Here is a 15,618-nt window from a genome sequence, read left to right as displayed (position 1 = left end):
CGATGCGCCGGTGGCCGCAAGCTTAACCCCTGTCAACACTATCCGCATGTATGGAGAGGGTTGAAATGAGTCTTAGGAAATTGTCGTGCGATCCCCCGCGTAGTCGGGGATTATAAAAATGCTTTATGACCGCTTCGTGAAAAGCGGTCATGTCATCACTGTTTCCAGTCGTAATCGATCGTCAACGGCGCGTGATCGCTGAAGCGTTCATCTTTATAGATTGCGGCGCTACGTGCGGTCTCTGCCAGTGCCGGTGTTGCTACTTGGTAATCAATACGCCAGCCTACGTTCTTTGCATATGCCTGGCCGCGGTTGCTCCACCATGTGTAGCACTCGTCAGTGGTGTTTGGATGCAGGCGACGATATGCATCGACCAGCTCAACTTCATCAAATACACGCGACAGCCATGCACGTTCCTCTGGCAGGAAGCCGGAGTTCTTGCGATTGCCTTTGAAATTCTTCAGGTCGATTTCATTGTGCGCGATATTCCAGTCGCCGCAGATTACAAAGTCGCGTCCTTGTGCTTTCAGTTCCAGCAAGTGCGGCAGGAATACATCCATGAAGCGGAATTTGGCCTGTTGTCGTTCTTCACCGGATGAGCCGGATGGGCAATACACCGAAATCACGCTCAACTTGCCAAAATCGCATTGCACATAGCGGCCTTCGGCGTCGAATTCGGCGCAACCGAAACCGATCTGCACATTGTCCGGTACGGTCTTGCAGTACACACCAGCACCGGAATAGCCTTTCTTCTCGGCATAGTGGAAATAGCCGGTATAGCCCGGTGGCGTCAGGAATTCAGGCGTCATGTCCGGTGCCTGGGCCTTCAGCTCCTGCACACAGATAAAGTCGGCGTCGTGTTTGGCCATCCAGGTAAAAAAGCCTTTTTTGGCTGCTGAGCGTATGCCATTCAGGTTGGCGGAAACAATTTTCAACATAGCGTCGTTCTAAAAAATGAGGCGATCAGGATAACCGATTCGCAGCCGCGCGGCTTGCCTTCAGCCCCGGCGATGGCTGCGGGCAGGCATATCCTTTGCATTTACAGGCATGCAGACCCGATAACGCTTTAAAATGTGGCCTTAGTCGAGCAAATAACGACAATTTTCGTCACTTTTATCCGTTATGGAGTCGTTTTGAACAATTTACGGCAAGAATTCATCAAATTTTCGGTTGAAACCGGCGTATTGCGTTTCGGCGAGTTTGTGACCAAGGCTGGTCGCACATCGCCCTATTTCTTTAACGCAGGCTTGTTTAACCAGGGCGGTACGCTGGCGACGCTGGCAGAGTTTTATGCACAAACCCTGATCGATTCGGGTATCGAATTCGATATGTTGTTTGGCCCGGCCTACAAAGGCATCACGCTGGCATCGGCGACTGCGGTGGCGCTAGCGAACAAGGGACGCGACGTATCGTTTGCGTTTAACCGTAAGGAAGCCAAGGATCATGGCGAAGGCGGAACGATGGTGGGCGCCAAGTTGCAAGGGCGTGTCGTGATCATCGACGACGTGATTTCGGCCGGTACCTCGGTGCGTGAATCGGTCGACATGATACGTGCGGCCGGTGCGACACCATGTGCAGTATTGATTGCGCTGGATCGTATGGAGCGCTCGGGTGCAGACAACGCATTGTCCGCACATTCGGCGGTGCAGGAAGTCAGTAATACCTACGGCATGCCAGTGGTGTCGATAGGCAATTTGTCGGATTTGTTTGAATACCTGTCGAATGCCGGTGCGGATTCCGAACAGGCGAAATACAAAGAAGCTGTCGCGGCTTACCGCAAGAGGTACGGCGTGGCATAACAAGACTTTTTTCCGCGGGGAGTGAAATGAAAGGTGCAGTCAAGACACTGTTTTTTCTCTCGATGTTGATGGTGGCAAGTGCACAGGCAAAGATTTACATGTGCAAGGATGCATCCGGTAAAACACTCTCCTCCGACCGCCCGATTCCGGAATGCGCAGACCGTCCGGTACGTGAGTACAGCAACAATGGCAGCAAGCATAAGGACTATGCAGCACCACTCACCGCCGAGCAAAAGCGCGCACTGGAATTGCAACAGGAGCGGATAAAAGCCGAGCAGGCTGCAGCTGCCGAACAAAAGAGGAGCGACCGCGCCCTCTCGGCGCGCTATCGCAGCGAAGACGATATAGCCGCAGCCCGCAAGCGTGACACTGACCTCGTCAGCATACAAATCACGCAGTACAAGGCTGCCTTGCATAGTACCGAAAAAGAACAGGCTGCCGGCCTGGAGAAACAGCAACAAGGTGCGCTCTCACCAGCCATGCAAGCCAAACAGGATCGTCTGCAACAAAAGGTGCAGGACCTGAAGAAACACATCAAGGACAGCGAGGCTGAGCTGGCGCAGATGAATGAAAAGTATGATCTTACTTTGCGACGCTATCGCGAGATTACAAAGACCGCATTGGCACCGTAATTGATGTCTGTACAAAATAAAAACGCGCTCGTTTTACGGAGCGCGTTTTTTATGAGTAGACTGAATTAAGCAGTCAGCTTTTTCTTCAGCAATTCAGTCAGCTGTGCCGGATTGGCTTTGCCCTTGCTGGCTTTCATCGCCTGACCCATCAGTGCATTGATGGCCTGCTCTTTACCAGCGCGGAATTCTTCGACCGATTTGGCATTGGCTGCCAATACATCGTCGACCAGTTTTTCCAGTGCGCCGCTGTCGGAGATTTGCTTCAAGCCTTTGGATTCGATGATGTCATCTGCCAGCTTGGCGCTGTCCGATTTGGCTTCCCACATGGCTCCGAATACTTCTTTCGCAATCTTGTTCGAGATCGTGCCGTCCGCGATGCGCTGCAACAGCAATGCGAGCTGTGCCGCTGCAACAGGTGCGGCGGCTATTTCTATGCCTTCGCGATTCAGTGTCGATGCGACGTCACCCATCAACCAGTTGGCAGCAGGTTTGGCTTGTTCCTTGCCTGCCGCAGCGACTACGGCTTCAAAGTAGTTCGCCATTGCTTTCGATTGTGTCAGTACGGCGGCATCGTATTCCGACAAGCTGTAGTCTTGTACAAAGCGTTCACGCATCGCACCCGGCAATTCAGGCATCGCCGCTTTCACACGTGCGATCCACTCAGCGCTGACGACCAGTGGTGGCAAGTCAGGATCAGGGAAGTAGCGATAGTCATGTGCGTCTTCCTTGCTGCGCATTTCGCGGGTTTCTTTTTTGTCCGGATCGTACAGGCGGGTGGCTTGTACTACGCGGCCGCCATCTTCGATCAATTCGATCTGGCGACGCACTTCGTAGTTGATCGCGTCTTCGAGGAAGCGGAAGGAATTCAGGTTTTTGATTTCGCAACGGGTGCCGAATTCTTTTTGGCCGACCGGACGCACTGAGACGTTGGCGTCGCAGCGGAACGAACCTTCCTGCATATTGCCGTCGCAGATGCCGAGCCAGGTCACCAGTGTGTGCAAGGCTTTGGCATAGGCAACCGCTTCAGCAGCGCTGCGCATATCCGGTTCGGTAACGATTTCGAGCAGCGGTGTGCCAGCACGGTTCAGATCGATGCCGGTCATGCCCTGGTAGTCTTCGTGCAGCGATTTGCCTGCGTCTTCTTCCAGATGCGCGCGTGTCAGTTGTACCGAGCGGATTTCGGTTTTGCCATCGACTTCGAGCGCGAAGGAAACGCGGCCGCCTTGTACGATAGGCAGGTCCATCTGGCTGATCTGATAACCCTTCGGCAGATCCGGATAGAAATAGTTTTTACGTGCAAACACCGAGTGCGGTGCGACGGTCGCGCCGATGGCGAGACCGAATTGAATCGCGCGTTCAACTGCGCCACGATTCATGACCGGCAATGCACCTGGCAAGGCCAGGTCGACTGGCGATGTTTGCGTGTTTGGTTCAGCGCCGAACTGGGTCGGCGAGCCGCTGAAAATTTTTGTCTGGGTCGTCAACTGCGTGTGCGTTTCCAGACCGATTACCACTTCCCACTGCATATATTTCCTTACTCGCTTGTTAGCGTATTAACTGAGCGGATTAATTATTCTTCGCGATGTATTTGATGCTTATTCAGCAGGCTGGCGCAAGTGCCAGTCGGTCGCTTGCTGGTACTGGTGCGCGACGTTGAGCAGCTTTGCTTCAGCAAAATAATTGCCGATGATTTGCAGGCCAACCGGACGTTTGGAATTCTTTTCACCCTGACCAAAGCCGCAAGGTATCGACATGCCAGGCAAGCCAGCAAGGCTGGTCGAGAGCGTGAAGATGTCGGCCAGGTAGTTGGCGATAGGGTCATCCGCTTTGTCGCCGAGGTCCCATGCCACTGTCGGGCATACAGGTCCCATGATGACGTCGCATTGGGTAAATGCCTGCTGGAAATCCTGCGCGATCAGGCGGCGGATTTTTTGTGCTTGCAGGTAGTAAGCGTCGTAGTAACCGTGCGACAGTACATAAGCACCAACCAGGATGCGGCGTTTGACTTCTTCGCCGAAACCTTCAGCGCGGGTCTTGCGATACATGTCGGACAAGTCGCTGTAATCCTGTGCGCGATAGCCGTAACGTACGCCATCAAAACGGCTCAGGTTGGACGATGCTTCCGCTGGTGCGATCACGTAGTAGGTCGGGATCGACAGCTCAGTTTTTGGCAGCGAAATATCGACCAGAGTTGCGCCCAGTTTTTCGTATTCTTTCAGCGCTGCACGTACTGCTTGTTCTACATCCGCGGCCAACCCTTCGCCAAAGTATTCGCGTGGCAGACCGATTTTCAAACCTTGCAATGGCCGGCTCAGGTCGCGCGTGAAATCTTCTTTCGCACGTTCGATACTGGTCGAGTCGCGTGGGTCGAAACCGGTCATCGCGTTGAGCAGCAAGCCGCAATCTTCCGCTGTTTTTGCAATCGGTCCGCCCTGATCCAGCGACGAAGCAAATGCAATCATGCCGAAGCGCGAGACGCTGCCGTAGGTAGGTTTGATACCGGTGACGCCGCACAGCGCTGCCGGTTGACGGATCGAGCCACCGGTGTCGGTGGCAGTCGATGCTGGTGTCAGGCGCGCTGCAATCGCTGCAGCAGAACCGCCGGATGAACCACCAGGAATTGCGGTCTTGTCCCACGGATTTTTGACTGCGCCGAAGTAAGAGTTTTCATTCGACGAACCCATCGCGAATTCATCGCAGTTCAGCTTACCCAGATGCACCATGCCAGCCTGGCGGAATTGTTCGACTACGGTTGCGTCGAACGGGCTGACGTAGTTCTCCAGCATCTTGGAACCGGCGGTCGAGCGCCAGTCGCGCGTCACAAAAATATCCTTGTGCGCAATCGGGATGCCGGTCAATGCGGTGGTATCACCGCTGGCCAGACGCTGGTCGGCAAGCGCTGCTTCTTTCAGCGTCAGTGCCGGATCAACGTGCAGGAATGCATTCAGGTCGCTTTGCGCAATACGGGCTAGGAACAGTTGCGCGAGTTCGGTCGCGGAGATCTGTTTGGTATGCAGCAGTGCGGATAATTCTTTTAAGGTCTTGGTATGCATAGTGAATTTCTGGTGTTCGGTTAGAGGGGCAGGATGCTGCCCGCGCGCCTATCTGTATTAAATAATGCGCGACTTATTCAATGACTTTCGGTACCAGGTAGAGGCCGTCCTGGGTCGCAGGGGCGACGGCCTGGTAGTCGTCGCGGCGGTTCGGCTCGCTGACGACGTCTTCACGCAGGCGCAGCGCGAGGTCAGGCTGCATCGCAGCGATCGGGTGATTCAATGGTTCGATGCCGGTGGTGTCGACGGCACGCAGCTGTTCAACCAGCGAAAAAATGCCATTCAGCTTGTCCAGCGTTTGCGCGGATTGCTCGGCGGTCAGTTCGATCTGGGCGAGCGTTGATAGGCGTTTGACATCGGAAAGTTCGAGGGACATGGTCGGATTGCGGTCGTGCCGCTGTTCAATGTTAAGAAAATCGGAAGATGCAAAAGTCTTCTAGTGTTGGCAAAAGCTTTGCAAAATAGCCCATCCGGCGGATATTTTTGCCTTTTTAGACGACTAATTTAAGGTAAATTATAAGGTAGAATATCGGGTTAATGCCTTGCTGGCGCCGATATTGGGGTCGCCGCGGCCATAAACCCCTTTTTTTACTTAAGCGCACCACTGCTGCGCACCAGGACAATTCATGTTTGGATTTTTACGTAGTTATTTTTCGAATGATCTGGCAATCGACTTGGGTACCGCCAATACCCTGATATATGTTCGCAGTGCAGGTATCGTGCTGGATGAGCCTTCGGTAGTGGCAATTCGCCAGCAAGGCGGCCCAAATGGCAAAAAAACCATTATGGCCGTCGGTAAGGAAGCCAAGCAGATGCTGGGCAAGGTGCCGGGCAATATCGAGGCGATTCGCCCGATGAAAGACGGTGTGATTGCCGACTTTACCGTTACCGAGCAAATGCTCAAGCAGTTCATCCGCATGGTGCACGACACCAAACTCTTCAAACCTTCCCCTCGTATCATCATTTGCGTACCTTGCGGCTCCACCCAGGTGGAACGTCGTGCGATCCGTGAATCGGCGCTGGGCGCAGGTGCAGCACAGGTTTATCTGATCGAAGAGCCAATGGCAGCAGCGATTGGTGCCGGTTTGCCGGTATCCGACGCAACCGGTTCGATGGTGGTCGATATCGGTGGCGGTACCACTGAAGTCGGCATCATTTCGCTGGGCGGCATGGTCTACAAAGGCTCGATCCGCGTCGGTGGCGATAAATTCGACGAAGCGATCGTCAACTACATCCGCCGCAACTACGGCATGCTGATCGGCGAACAAACCGCTGAAGCCATCAAAAAAGAGATCGGTTCGGCTTTCCCGGGCTCCGAAGTGCGTGAAATGGAAGTCAAGGGCCGTAACCTGTCCGAAGGTATTCCACGTTCGTTCACCATCTCCAGCAACGAAATCCTGGAAGCACTGACCGATCCGCTGAACAACATCGTTTCCGCCGTGAAGAACGCGCTGGAACAAACTCCGCCAGAGCTGGGTGCCGATATTGCTGAAAAAGGCATGATGCTGACCGGTGGTGGCGCTTTGCTGCGCGACCTGGACCGTCTGCTGATGGAAGAAACGGGCTTGCCTGTGATCGTGGCGGAAGACCCGTTGACTTGCGTGGTGCGCGGTTCTGGCATGGCGCTGGAGCGCATGGATAAGCTGGGTTCGATTTTCTCTTACGAGTAATCGCCCTCTAACCGCATTACCCATCCGACTGGCTGACATGAACAATGTCATGAAAGCACAATATTTTGAAACACAGGTTGCCGCTGCCGGACGCAATGTTCCGGCAGCGCAGTTTGTTGTGGATATCCTCGGCAGGTTCGCCAACAAGTAATACATGGAATACAGCCCACCACCACTCTTCAAACAAGGTGCCTCGGCACGTGCAAAGATGGTGTTCTTCGCCTTGATTGCGTTGGTGCTGCTGGGAGTGGATTCACATATGCGCTCACTCGCAGTGGTGCGCCAGGTCATCTCGACAGCACTCTATCCACTGCAGGTAGTCGCCCTTGCCCCGCGTGACGCGCTTTATTACGTCGGCGATTATTTCACTTCGCTTTCCGATATCAAGAAGGAAAACGAAAAGCTCAAGCAACAGCAAATTCTCAACGCGCGCAATTTGCAGCAAGGTCAGCAACTGCTGGCTGAAAATACCCAGTTGCGTGAATTGCTGGGTACCAGCGAGCGCCTCCCGGTCAAGTCCGTACTTGGCGAAATCCTGTATGACACGCGTGACCCATTTACCCGCAAGATTGTGCTTGATCGTGGCACCCAGCATGGCGTCGCGCTTGGTCAGCCGGTGATAGATCATGTTGGTGTGGTCGGCCAGGTAACACGGGTATTCCCTTTCAGTTCAGAAATCACCTTGTTGACAGACAAGAACCAGGCGATCCCGGTGCAGGTGGTGCGTAACGGTTTGCGCAGTGTTGCTTATGGTCGTGGTCAGTCCAATGTGCTTGATTTGCGCTTCATGCCGACCAATGCGGATATCCAGAAGGGCGATGTATTGGTGACTTCGGGTATCGACGGCATTTATCCGCCCGGCCTGGCCGTTGCGACGGTGGCACAGGTGGAAAACAAATCGGTTGATTCGTTTGCGCGCATCATCTGCCAGCCCAGCGCAGGGATAGATCGTAACCGTCATTTATTGATTCTGTTAACGGAAAACAAACTGGCACCGCGCGCACCGGATGATGCGAAAGACAAGAATGCGAAGCAGGCCGGTATTTTGCGTCACGCTGCCAGCCGTACCAATGGAACTTCGGGCAGGGGTATAGATCTACAACCCGCGCCTCCTCCACCAGCGCAGCCAGCGAGTGCACCGCGATGAACCACCAGCCTCATTACATATTGTTGCCTGCGAGCCCGGCGTTTATTGCGCTGAGCCTGATAGTGGCATTTTTGCTGAATCTGCTGCCGTGGGGACAATGGATAGGCGTGCCTGATTTTGTGGCATTGCTGCTGGTGTTCTGGAGCATGCATCAGCCACGCAAGGTGGGCATAGGCGTCGCTTTCGCGATGGGTATCCTGATGGATGTACATGATGCGGCGGTGCTGGGCGAGAATGCATTGGCATACACCTTGTTGTCTTACATCGCGATCATGATCCACCGCCGTGTGCTGTGGTTCCCGATGGGGACACAAGCCTTGCATGTCTTCCTGTTGTTGTTGATGACGCAGATCATCGAGCTCATCGTGCGTCTGTTCGTCGGCGGGAATTTCCCGGGCTGGCTGTATTTTGCCGAGAGCGCCGTGGCTGCCCTGATGTGGCCGGTGGTGACCTGGATTCTGCTGGCACCTCAACGTCGTGCCATTAATCGCGACGATACGCGTCCGCTGTAAGCGGTTGCCCTGACCTGATGTTTAGCCGGTATTTGAACCCGCATGACTGAATTAAAAAATACCGAACGCGAACTACAACTCTTCCGCCTGCGGCTGTCGGTCGCGGGCTTTGTGGTGTTCATTTTGTTCGGCTGTCTGCTGGCGCGCTTTATCTGGTTACAGGTATACAAACACAACGATTACGTCGCACAGGCAGAAGACAATCGCATCTCCATCGTGCCAGTGGTACCGAATCGCGGCTTGATCGTGGATCGCAATGGCGTGGTGCTGGCGCGTAACTACTCCGCTTATACGCTGGAAATCACGCCCTCGAAAATCAACGGTGATCTTGAAACGCTGATTGATGAGCTGGCGACGCTAGTTGATATCCAGCCCAAGGACAGGCGTCGTTTCAAAAAGCTGCAGGAAGAATCACGCAAGCTTGGCAGTTCACCTATCCGCGTGCGTTTGACGGATGAAGAAGTGGCACGTTTTTCAGCACAGCGTTATCGCTTCCCCGGCGTTGAAATCCAGGCGCGCCTGTTCCGTCAGTATCCGCTCGGTTCGGTTGCTTCACATGTCATTGGTTATATCGGTCGTATCAATCAGCGTGAAGCCAAGGAAATCGATGAGGGTGATGACGCGACCAACTACCGCGGCACTGAGCACATCGGCAAGGAAGGCGTAGAAAAGAGTTACGAAGACAAGCTGCACGGTCGCACCGGTTACGAAGAAGTGGAAGTGTCGGCCGGTGGTCGTCCTATCCGGACCTTGTCGCGTACCGCTGCGACACCGGGCGATAACCTGATCCTGTCTATCGATATCGAATTGCAGAAGGTGGTGGAACAGGCTTTTGGTGATCGTCGCGGTGCATTGATTGCAATTGAGCCATCTACCGGCGACATCCTGGCGTATGTTTCGATGCCGACCTTTGATCCCAACCTGTTTGTGGAGGGGATCGATCAGCAAAACTGGGACATGCTGAATAACTCGCCTGACCATCCTTTGCTGAATCGTCCTTTGTCCGGTGCTTATCCACCAGGCTCGACCTACAAACCATTCATGGCGCTGGCAGCTCTGGAACTGGGTAAACGCAAGCCGTCGGATGCGATTTCCGATCCGGGCTATTTCTGGTTTGGTAACCATAAATTCCGCGACGATAAAGAAGGCGGGCACGGTTTTGTCGATATGTACAAATCCATCGTGCAATCCTGCGACACCTATTACTACATGTTGGCGAACGACCTCGGCGTCGATGCGATCCATGACTTCATGAAACCGTTTGGTTTTGGTCAAAAGACCGGTATCGATTTGCGCTTCGAACGCACCGGCGTGTTGCCGTCTACCGCATGGAAGGCGGCGGCTTATCGCAAGCCTGAACAAAAGAAATGGTATGCCGGTGAAACGATTTCCATCGGTATCGGCCAGGGTTATAACTCCTTCACACCTTTACAACTGGCACATGCGACTGCAGTCCTGGCCAATAACGGTGTCGTGATGAAGCCGCATCTGGTGAAGATGCTGGAAAACGGCACTACGCGCCAGCGTACGCTGACCGTGCCGAAGGAAAGCTACCGCATACCGCTGAAGCAGGAGAATATCGACGTTATCAAGAATGCGATGGTGGGCGTCAACAAGGAAGGTACTGGTGCACGTGCTTTTGCCCGGGCTGAATATGTATCAGCTGGCAAGACCGGTACTGCGCAAGTGATCGCGATCAAGAAAAACGAGAAGTACGACGCCAGCAAGATTTCTGATCGTCATCATGACCATGCGCTGTACACCGCATTTGCACCTGCCGACAATCCGCGCATAGCACTGGCACTGATCGTCGAAAATGGTGGTTTCGGTGGCGCAGCGGCGGCACCGATTGCGAAGAAGGCGATGGACTTCTATCTGCTCGGCAAGCGCCCGGACGACAAGCCTGCGCCTAAACCGAAGAATGAGCCGAAGGAGGAGTTCGTCGAATGAGTAATGAGATGAATCGACGCTCCGTCGGGCAAATCGTCCAGCCCTACATTCAGATGTTTGATGTGCCGTTGATGCTGATCGTTTGCATGATACTTACCGTGGGTACCGTCACCCTGTATTCGGCCGGTATCGATTTCCCTGGTCGTGTGGAAGATCATGTGCGCAACATCGCGATTGCGTTTGCTGTGATGTGGGTCGCCGCTGCGATTCCACCGCAGACGCTGATGCGTTTTGCCGTGCCTTTGTATATCACCGGCATCGTGCTCTTGCTTGCCGTGGCGCAGTTTGGCCTGATACGTAATGGTGCGCGGCGCTGGGTCGATCTTGGCGTAGTCGTGCAGCCGTCCGAAATCATGAAAATCGCGATGCCCATGATGCTGGCCTGGTTCTTCCAGAAACGCGAAGGCGTGACACGCTGGCGTGAATTCCTGGTGGCAGGCCTGATGCTGATTGCGCCAGTCGGTTTGATCATGCGCCAGCCCGATTTGGGTACTGCGCTGCTGGTGCTGGCAGCTGGTTTCTATGTTATTTTCCTCGCCGGTTTGTCGTGGAAGGTATTGGTTGCAGCTGCGGTTGCGGTGGGGGCAAGTTTGCCTGTCGTGTGGTCGATGTTGCACGATTACCAGCGCGGACGGGTGTTGACACTGATAGATCCGACCACTGATCCGCTGGGTAAAGGTTTTCACATCATCCAGTCGACCATAGCGATAGGTTCTGGTGGCATCACCGGTAAGGGGTGGCTGAATGGTACGCAGGCCCACCTTGAATTCATTCCTGAGCGCACTACCGATTTCATCTTTGCCGTGTTTTCGGAAGAGTTTGGTTTGATCGGCAACTGTGTGCTGCTGTTCCTGTATTTGTTGCTAATTGGACGCAGCATGATCATTGCAGCGAATGCGCCGACCCTGTTCAGCCGTTTGCTGGCGGGCGCGATTACGCTGATCTTCTTTACTTACGCATTTGTGAATATGGGCATGGTCAGTGGTATTCTTCCGGTCGTCGGCGTACCTTTGCCCTTTTTCAGTTATGGCGGCACCGCCTTTGTCACGCTCGGATTGGGCGTCGGCATTTTGATGAGCATTCAGCGGCACAGGAAGTTAATGCAAAGCTGATGCCACCGTTTATCGACTGCATTGCACGCAGCATGCGCAATGCGGTCATCATCAGGAGCAAACGATGCAATTTCGCACCGTATTACAAGTCCTGGCGATTTCTACTATCGTCGCTTTAGCCGGTTGCAGTACTACACCGCTTACTACACCATCCGCCGGAAAATCGGCGTCCGGCAGCTCTGCCACCCGTTCTTCGTCTACACCTGTCTTGCCGCCTGCCGGTTCCGGTCGTGGTGGTTATTACAAGGATGACGGCCCGGGTGACGATATTCCTGATGGCCTGGAAAACCTGCCTGACGCCGAGCCACGGATAGAACCGTATGCCAATCGCGGTAACAAGCCTTATGTCGTGTTCGGCAAGCAATACGTCCCTATCGCCGATGAGCGCCCGTTCAAGCAGCGTGGTCGTGGCAGCTGGTATGGCAAAAAATTCCACGGACAAAAAACTTCTTCCGGCGAGCCATACGATATGTACCAGATGACGGCGGCGCACCCGACCTTGCCTATTCCTTCGTATGCGCGCGTTACCAATTTGAGCAATGGCAAGCAGGTCATCGTGCGCGTCAATGACCGTGGACCGTTCCATTCAAGCCGCGTCATAGATTTGTCATACACTGCAGCGCTGAAGCTGGGTTACATTGGGCACGGCAGTGCCGAGCTGGAAGTGGAACGCCTGCTCGCGGCTGATATAGAACGCATTAATGCGAATAAAGGCGCGGCCAGCGTCGCTTCCGATGCATCGCCGGTGCAGGCGCCGACGGTAGAGGCGGTTGCACTGGCAGCACCTGTCATGCAAAACAGTGCGCCAGTAGCAACAGAAGCAGCTGCACAACAGTCAACGGCGGTGTTGCCTACAGGTTTCTATTTGCAATTCGGTGCTTATTCACAAATGGCGAATGCAGAAGCGTTGCGAGCTCGCCTGGTGCAGGATGTGGGGAACAGCTTGCCGCAATTGAAAGTTGAGCCATCGAACAATCTGTATCGTTTGTACAGCGGACCGTTTGCCAGTCGTGACGAGGCTGCAGCGGCCGCTCTGCAAGTACAGCAAAGCGGCGTCAATAAGCCATTTATCGTACAGCGCTGATCAAACAATCGGGATAGGCTGAGCCCGAGTCAGGCCTCGTCCTGGTCGCTGGCGTCGCGCATCTGTAAAGCGCGCTCGTACAGAGAATTCTTTTTCTGGCCAGTGATTTGTGCGGCTAGCGCTGCGGCCTGTTTCACCGAACATTCCTGCAGCAAGATGCCGAGTATGCGTTCGGCTTCGATTTGATCCTGATCACCCGCACTCGGCGCGCCTTCCAACAGGACGACGAATTCGCCTTTTTGCCGGTTGGCGTCGGCATTGATCCAGGCCACTGCTTCGGCCAGCGTGCATCTGTGGGTTTCTTCGAACAGCTTGGTCAGTTCACGTGCGAAAACAATGTGGCGGGTCGGCTCGAAAGCTGCAGCCAATGCTGCCACCGTTTCAGTAATCCGGTGTGGTGCTTCGTAAAACACCATGGTCGCGGCCACGGCCTGCAAGCTGAACAGCACGCTTTCACGCTGTTTGGCTTTGGCCGGCAGGAAGCCGACAAAGTAAAACTGGTCATTCAGCAAACCGCTGGCAGACAGCGCGGTAACCGCGGCAGAGGCACCTGGCAGTGGTATCACCCGTAAACCTGCGTTGCGTACCGCATCGACGATGCGTGCACCGGGATCCGAGACGGCCGGTGTGCCGGCGTCAGACACCAGCGCGATGCGTTCGCCAGCCTGCAGGCGGCTGATGAGTTTATCTGCCACTTCCCGCTCGTTGTGCTGATGTGCGGCGATCAGGTTCTTGGACAAGCCGTAACGTGTCAGCAGATGGCCGGTATTGCGCGTATCTTCGCAAGCAACGGCATCGACTATCGATAAAGTGTGCAAAGCGCGCAACGATATATCGCCTGCATTTCCGATCGGGGTAGCCACCACATATAATGTTGCCGGAGGATAGGTCTGGTTGGACACATCGTGCATAATCGGCAAGATAGTGGAAAGGCTGTTGCTTGTTTCAGTCATTGGGAGAGTCGGATGTTGGGAAATTTAGCGAGAATGTTCGTGCTGGCAAGCTTCATCAGCGGATTGTGCTCGCCTGTGCTGGCAAATACAACTGCCGACATTGCCGCTGACAGTTCTGCCAGTGTAACCGGCATTCAGTCCCAGCGGTCATCGCTGGACAGGATGCAGCTGGCGCAAACCGACCTGGCTTTGCCGGAAGCGATGAGTGCGCCGCTCGATGATCCTATCGTTGAACCGATCGAAGTCCCTGTTATCACCACACGTCTGCCACCAACCCGCATTGGATTGTTGCTGCCGCGCCGCTCCGAGTCGCTGGCGCAAGTGTCGGACGCAGTACGTGCCGGTTTCATCGCAGCTTATCAGCATGAGCCGGGCAATATCGTCGTCAATTTCATAGAAACCGGCGACGCCGCGCAGGATGTACTGAGCGGATACACCGAAGCGGCCGCTAATAATGACATCGTGGTTGGCCCGCTGACACGCAGTGGCGCGACCGCCATCGTACAAAATCACGCAGTCACCAAGCCGACCATCGCCCTGACGCAATTGAACGCTGCAGGTGAAGCCGAAGTGAAGGTGCCGACCAATATGCTGGTCATGGGCCTGTCGATAGAAGATGAGGCGCGCCAGGTGGCGAACTGGGTCGGCAAGAACCGCGCACGCCAGAAAGCATTCGCGCTGTCTACCAATGTGGCGTGGCAACGTCGTGCAGTCAGTGCCTTCGCCGCGCAATGGAGCCAACTCGGCATGACGGCAGAAGTACTGGAGTTGACCATGACTGGCGGCTTCATGAATGCGAATGCGCTGGTTCAACTGAAGAAACGCATACAGGCAGAAAAGCCTGCGTTGATTTTTGTCGGACTTGATGCGGCGCAAGCAATCCAGCTGCGCCTGGCTATAGGCGGCGAAGTCACGATGTACGGCGTTTCGCAATTGAATCCGTTTGCACTTGATGACTGGGCGAGTGCAGATCGCCTGACCGACCTCGAAGGAGTGCGCCTGGTAGACATGCCCTGGCAATTGCAGCCGGATCATGCCGCCGTGATGGCTTATCCACGACTGGCCAAGGCAAGCGGCCAACGCAGCAGCCCGGATGTCGAGCGCCTGTATGCCTTGGGTATAGATGCTTACCGTGTCGCGGCGAATATCGCGATCAAACAAACCGAGTTCAGCCTGGATGGCGTAACCGGCAAGCTGACAGTTCGCTTTGGCCGTGGTGCTCCTTATTTTGAGCGTGTACTGCAAGCTGCAACTTATCGTGAAGGTATGGTGCAGCCACTCGAAGCGCAGTAGGTCATTGATGCGCATGCCTGCCTTTCTGCGCCCACGTACCGCGCAGCAAATCACCGGGCAAATAGGAGAAGATCAGGCATTGGCCTATTTGCAGCAGCAGGGCTTGCGACTGCTGGAACGGAATTTTCGCTGCAAGGGCGGTGAAATCGACCTCATCATGCAAGACGGAAAAGTGCTGGTGTTTGTCGAAGTCCGTATGCGTAGCAATTCCAAATTTGGCGGTGCAGCCGCCAGCGTCGGTAGTGCCAAGCAGAAACGACTGATCATCGCAGCACAGATTTACCTGCAAGGTCACAGCATGCCGCCGCCCTGTCGTTTCGATGTCATCGCTTTTGATGACAAAGAGATGACATGGCTGAAGAATGCAATTGAAGCCTGAAATCCCATGTCTTGCGCCACTCTTGGCGATGGAC

15 protein-coding genes are annotated in these 15,618 nt (G+C 54.6%); 10 read left to right on the top strand and 5 right to left on the bottom strand.

The window, feature by feature from the left end:
• Positions 1 to 155: 155 nt before the first annotated feature.
• The gene (locus IXC47_RS17010; RefSeq protein WP_195876435.1) at positions 156 to 938 is read right to left on the bottom strand and encodes an exodeoxyribonuclease III; all 783 of its coding nucleotides are present in this window, start codon (positions 936 to 938) and stop codon (positions 156 to 158) included.
• A 195-nt stretch (positions 939 to 1,133) separates the two neighbouring features.
• On the opposite strand from IXC47_RS17010, the gene pyrE reads away from it, so the two are divergent.
• Positions 1,134 to 1,799, top strand: a complete 666-nt coding sequence (gene pyrE, locus IXC47_RS17005) for an orotate phosphoribosyltransferase (protein WP_124573154.1) — start codon at positions 1,134 to 1,136, stop codon at positions 1,797 to 1,799.
• A 26-nt stretch (positions 1,800 to 1,825) separates the two neighbouring features.
• Positions 1,826 to 2,431 (top strand): DUF4124 domain-containing protein, encoded by a 606-nt coding sequence (locus IXC47_RS17000; RefSeq protein WP_195876434.1) that lies wholly within the window; start codon positions 1,826 to 1,828, stop codon positions 2,429 to 2,431.
• A gap of 65 nt (positions 2,432 to 2,496) precedes the next feature.
• Here the strand turns inward: IXC47_RS17000 and gatB are convergent, their stop codons facing one another.
• From gatB to gatC, 3 genes are all read right to left on the bottom strand, one after another.
• A complete protein-coding gene (gene gatB, locus IXC47_RS16995) occupies positions 2,497 to 3,957 on the bottom strand; it encodes an Asp-tRNA(Asn)/Glu-tRNA(Gln) amidotransferase subunit GatB (RefSeq protein WP_195876433.1) in 1,461 nt (486 codons plus the stop codon).
• Positions 3,958 to 4,026: 69 nt separating this feature from the next.
• On the bottom strand, positions 4,027 to 5,484 hold the full coding sequence (gene gatA / locus IXC47_RS16990) for an Asp-tRNA(Asn)/Glu-tRNA(Gln) amidotransferase subunit GatA (protein WP_195876432.1): 1,458 nt from the start codon (positions 5,482 to 5,484) through the stop codon (positions 4,027 to 4,029).
• Between the two features lie 73 nt (positions 5,485 to 5,557).
• A complete protein-coding gene (gatC, locus tag IXC47_RS16985) occupies positions 5,558 to 5,860 on the bottom strand; it encodes an Asp-tRNA(Asn)/Glu-tRNA(Gln) amidotransferase subunit GatC (protein ID WP_175624234.1) in 303 nt (100 codons plus the stop codon).
• Between the two features lie 250 nt (positions 5,861 to 6,110).
• Here gatC and IXC47_RS16980 point away from each other — a divergent pair, with 250 nt between their 5' ends.
• The 6 genes from IXC47_RS16980 (at position 6,111) to IXC47_RS16955 (ending at position 12,959) form a co-directional block, all read left to right on the top strand.
• Entirely contained in the window at positions 6,111 to 7,154 is a 1,044-nt protein-coding gene (locus IXC47_RS16980) for a rod shape-determining protein (protein WP_011979422.1), read from the top strand.
• A gap of 154 nt (positions 7,155 to 7,308) precedes the next feature.
• A complete protein-coding gene (gene mreC / locus IXC47_RS16975) occupies positions 7,309 to 8,301 on the top strand; it encodes a rod shape-determining protein MreC (RefSeq protein ID WP_175624233.1) in 993 nt (330 codons plus the stop codon).
• Positions 8,298 to 8,813, top strand: a complete 516-nt coding sequence (mreD, locus tag IXC47_RS16970) for a rod shape-determining protein MreD (RefSeq protein WP_175624232.1) — start codon at positions 8,298 to 8,300, stop codon at positions 8,811 to 8,813. Before mreC ends, mreD begins: the two co-directional genes overlap by 4 nt.
• 42 nt (positions 8,814 to 8,855) lie before the next feature.
• The gene (gene mrdA / locus IXC47_RS16965; protein WP_175624231.1) at positions 8,856 to 10,763 is read left to right on the top strand and encodes a penicillin-binding protein 2; all 1,908 of its coding nucleotides are present in this window, start codon (positions 8,856 to 8,858) and stop codon (positions 10,761 to 10,763) included.
• 8 nt (positions 10,764 to 10,771) lie between these two features.
• The gene (gene rodA, locus IXC47_RS16960; RefSeq protein ID WP_370458584.1) at positions 10,772 to 11,875 is read left to right on the top strand and encodes a rod shape-determining protein RodA; all 1,104 of its coding nucleotides are present in this window, start codon (positions 10,772 to 10,774) and stop codon (positions 11,873 to 11,875) included.
• Positions 11,876 to 11,939: 64 nt separating this feature from the next.
• A complete protein-coding gene (locus tag IXC47_RS16955) occupies positions 11,940 to 12,959 on the top strand; it encodes a septal ring lytic transglycosylase RlpA family protein (RefSeq protein ID WP_195876431.1) in 1,020 nt (339 codons plus the stop codon).
• 29 nt (positions 12,960 to 12,988) lie between these two features.
• Here the strand turns inward: IXC47_RS16955 and rsmI are convergent, their stop codons facing one another.
• Positions 12,989 to 13,912 (bottom strand): 16S rRNA (cytidine(1402)-2'-O)-methyltransferase, encoded by a 924-nt coding sequence (gene rsmI, locus IXC47_RS16950; protein WP_195876430.1) that lies wholly within the window; start codon positions 13,910 to 13,912, stop codon positions 12,989 to 12,991.
• Positions 13,913 to 13,924: 12 nt separating this feature from the next.
• Here rsmI and IXC47_RS16945 point away from each other — a divergent pair, with 12 nt between their 5' ends.
• Positions 13,925 to 15,205: a penicillin-binding protein activator gene (locus IXC47_RS16945; RefSeq protein ID WP_175624227.1), complete on the top strand. Its 1,281-nt coding sequence runs from the start codon at positions 13,925 to 13,927 to the stop codon at positions 15,203 to 15,205.
• Between the two features lie 7 nt (positions 15,206 to 15,212).
• The gene (locus tag IXC47_RS16940) at positions 15,213 to 15,584 is read left to right on the top strand and encodes a YraN family protein (RefSeq protein ID WP_195876429.1); all 372 of its coding nucleotides are present in this window, start codon (positions 15,213 to 15,215) and stop codon (positions 15,582 to 15,584) included.
• The last annotated feature ends 34 nt before the right edge of the window (positions 15,585 to 15,618 follow it).

This window comes from Herminiimonas contaminans (assembly GCF_015645465.1).
Taxonomy (GTDB): Bacteria; Pseudomonadota; Gammaproteobacteria; order Burkholderiales; family Burkholderiaceae_D; genus Oxalicibacterium; species Oxalicibacterium contaminans.
The sequence above is the reverse complement of the archived record's forward strand: the minus strand, read 5'-3'. Positions and strand labels throughout refer to the sequence as shown.

Bases quoted from the DNA above. Each gene is read 5' to 3' on its own strand.
- mreD (WP_175624232.1), top strand. From the start codon at position 8,298: ATGAACCACCAGCCTCATTACATATTGTTGCCTGCGAGCCCGGCGTTT.
- IXC47_RS16940 (WP_195876429.1), top strand. From the start codon at position 15,213: ATGCGCATGCCTGCCTTTCTGCGCCCACGTACCGCGCAGCAAATCACC.
- gatB (WP_195876433.1), bottom strand. From the start codon at position 3,957: ATGCAGTGGGAAGTGGTAATCGGTCTGGAAACGCACACGCAGTTGACG.
- IXC47_RS17010 (WP_195876435.1), bottom strand. From the start codon at position 938: ATGTTGAAAATTGTTTCCGCCAACCTGAATGGCATACGCTCAGCAGCC.
- mreC (WP_175624233.1), top strand. From the start codon at position 7,309: ATGGAATACAGCCCACCACCACTCTTCAAACAAGGTGCCTCGGCACGT.
- IXC47_RS16955 (WP_195876431.1), top strand. From the start codon at position 11,940: ATGCAATTTCGCACCGTATTACAAGTCCTGGCGATTTCTACTATCGTC.
- gatC (WP_175624234.1), bottom strand. From the start codon at position 5,860: ATGTCCCTCGAACTTTCCGATGTCAAACGCCTATCAACGCTCGCCCAG.
- gatA (WP_195876432.1), bottom strand. From the start codon at position 5,484: ATGCATACCAAGACCTTAAAAGAATTATCCGCACTGCTGCATACCAAA.
- rodA (WP_370458584.1), top strand. From the start codon at position 10,772: ATGAATCGACGCTCCGTCGGGCAAATCGTCCAGCCCTACATTCAGATG.
- IXC47_RS16945 (WP_175624227.1), top strand. From the start codon at position 13,925: ATGTTGGGAAATTTAGCGAGAATGTTCGTGCTGGCAAGCTTCATCAGC.
- mrdA (WP_175624231.1), top strand. From the start codon at position 8,856: ATGACTGAATTAAAAAATACCGAACGCGAACTACAACTCTTCCGCCTG.
- IXC47_RS17000 (WP_195876434.1), top strand. From the start codon at position 1,826: ATGAAAGGTGCAGTCAAGACACTGTTTTTTCTCTCGATGTTGATGGTG.
- rsmI (WP_195876430.1), bottom strand. From the start codon at position 13,912: ATGACTGAAACAAGCAACAGCCTTTCCACTATCTTGCCGATTATGCAC.
- IXC47_RS16980 (WP_011979422.1), top strand. From the start codon at position 6,111: ATGTTTGGATTTTTACGTAGTTATTTTTCGAATGATCTGGCAATCGAC.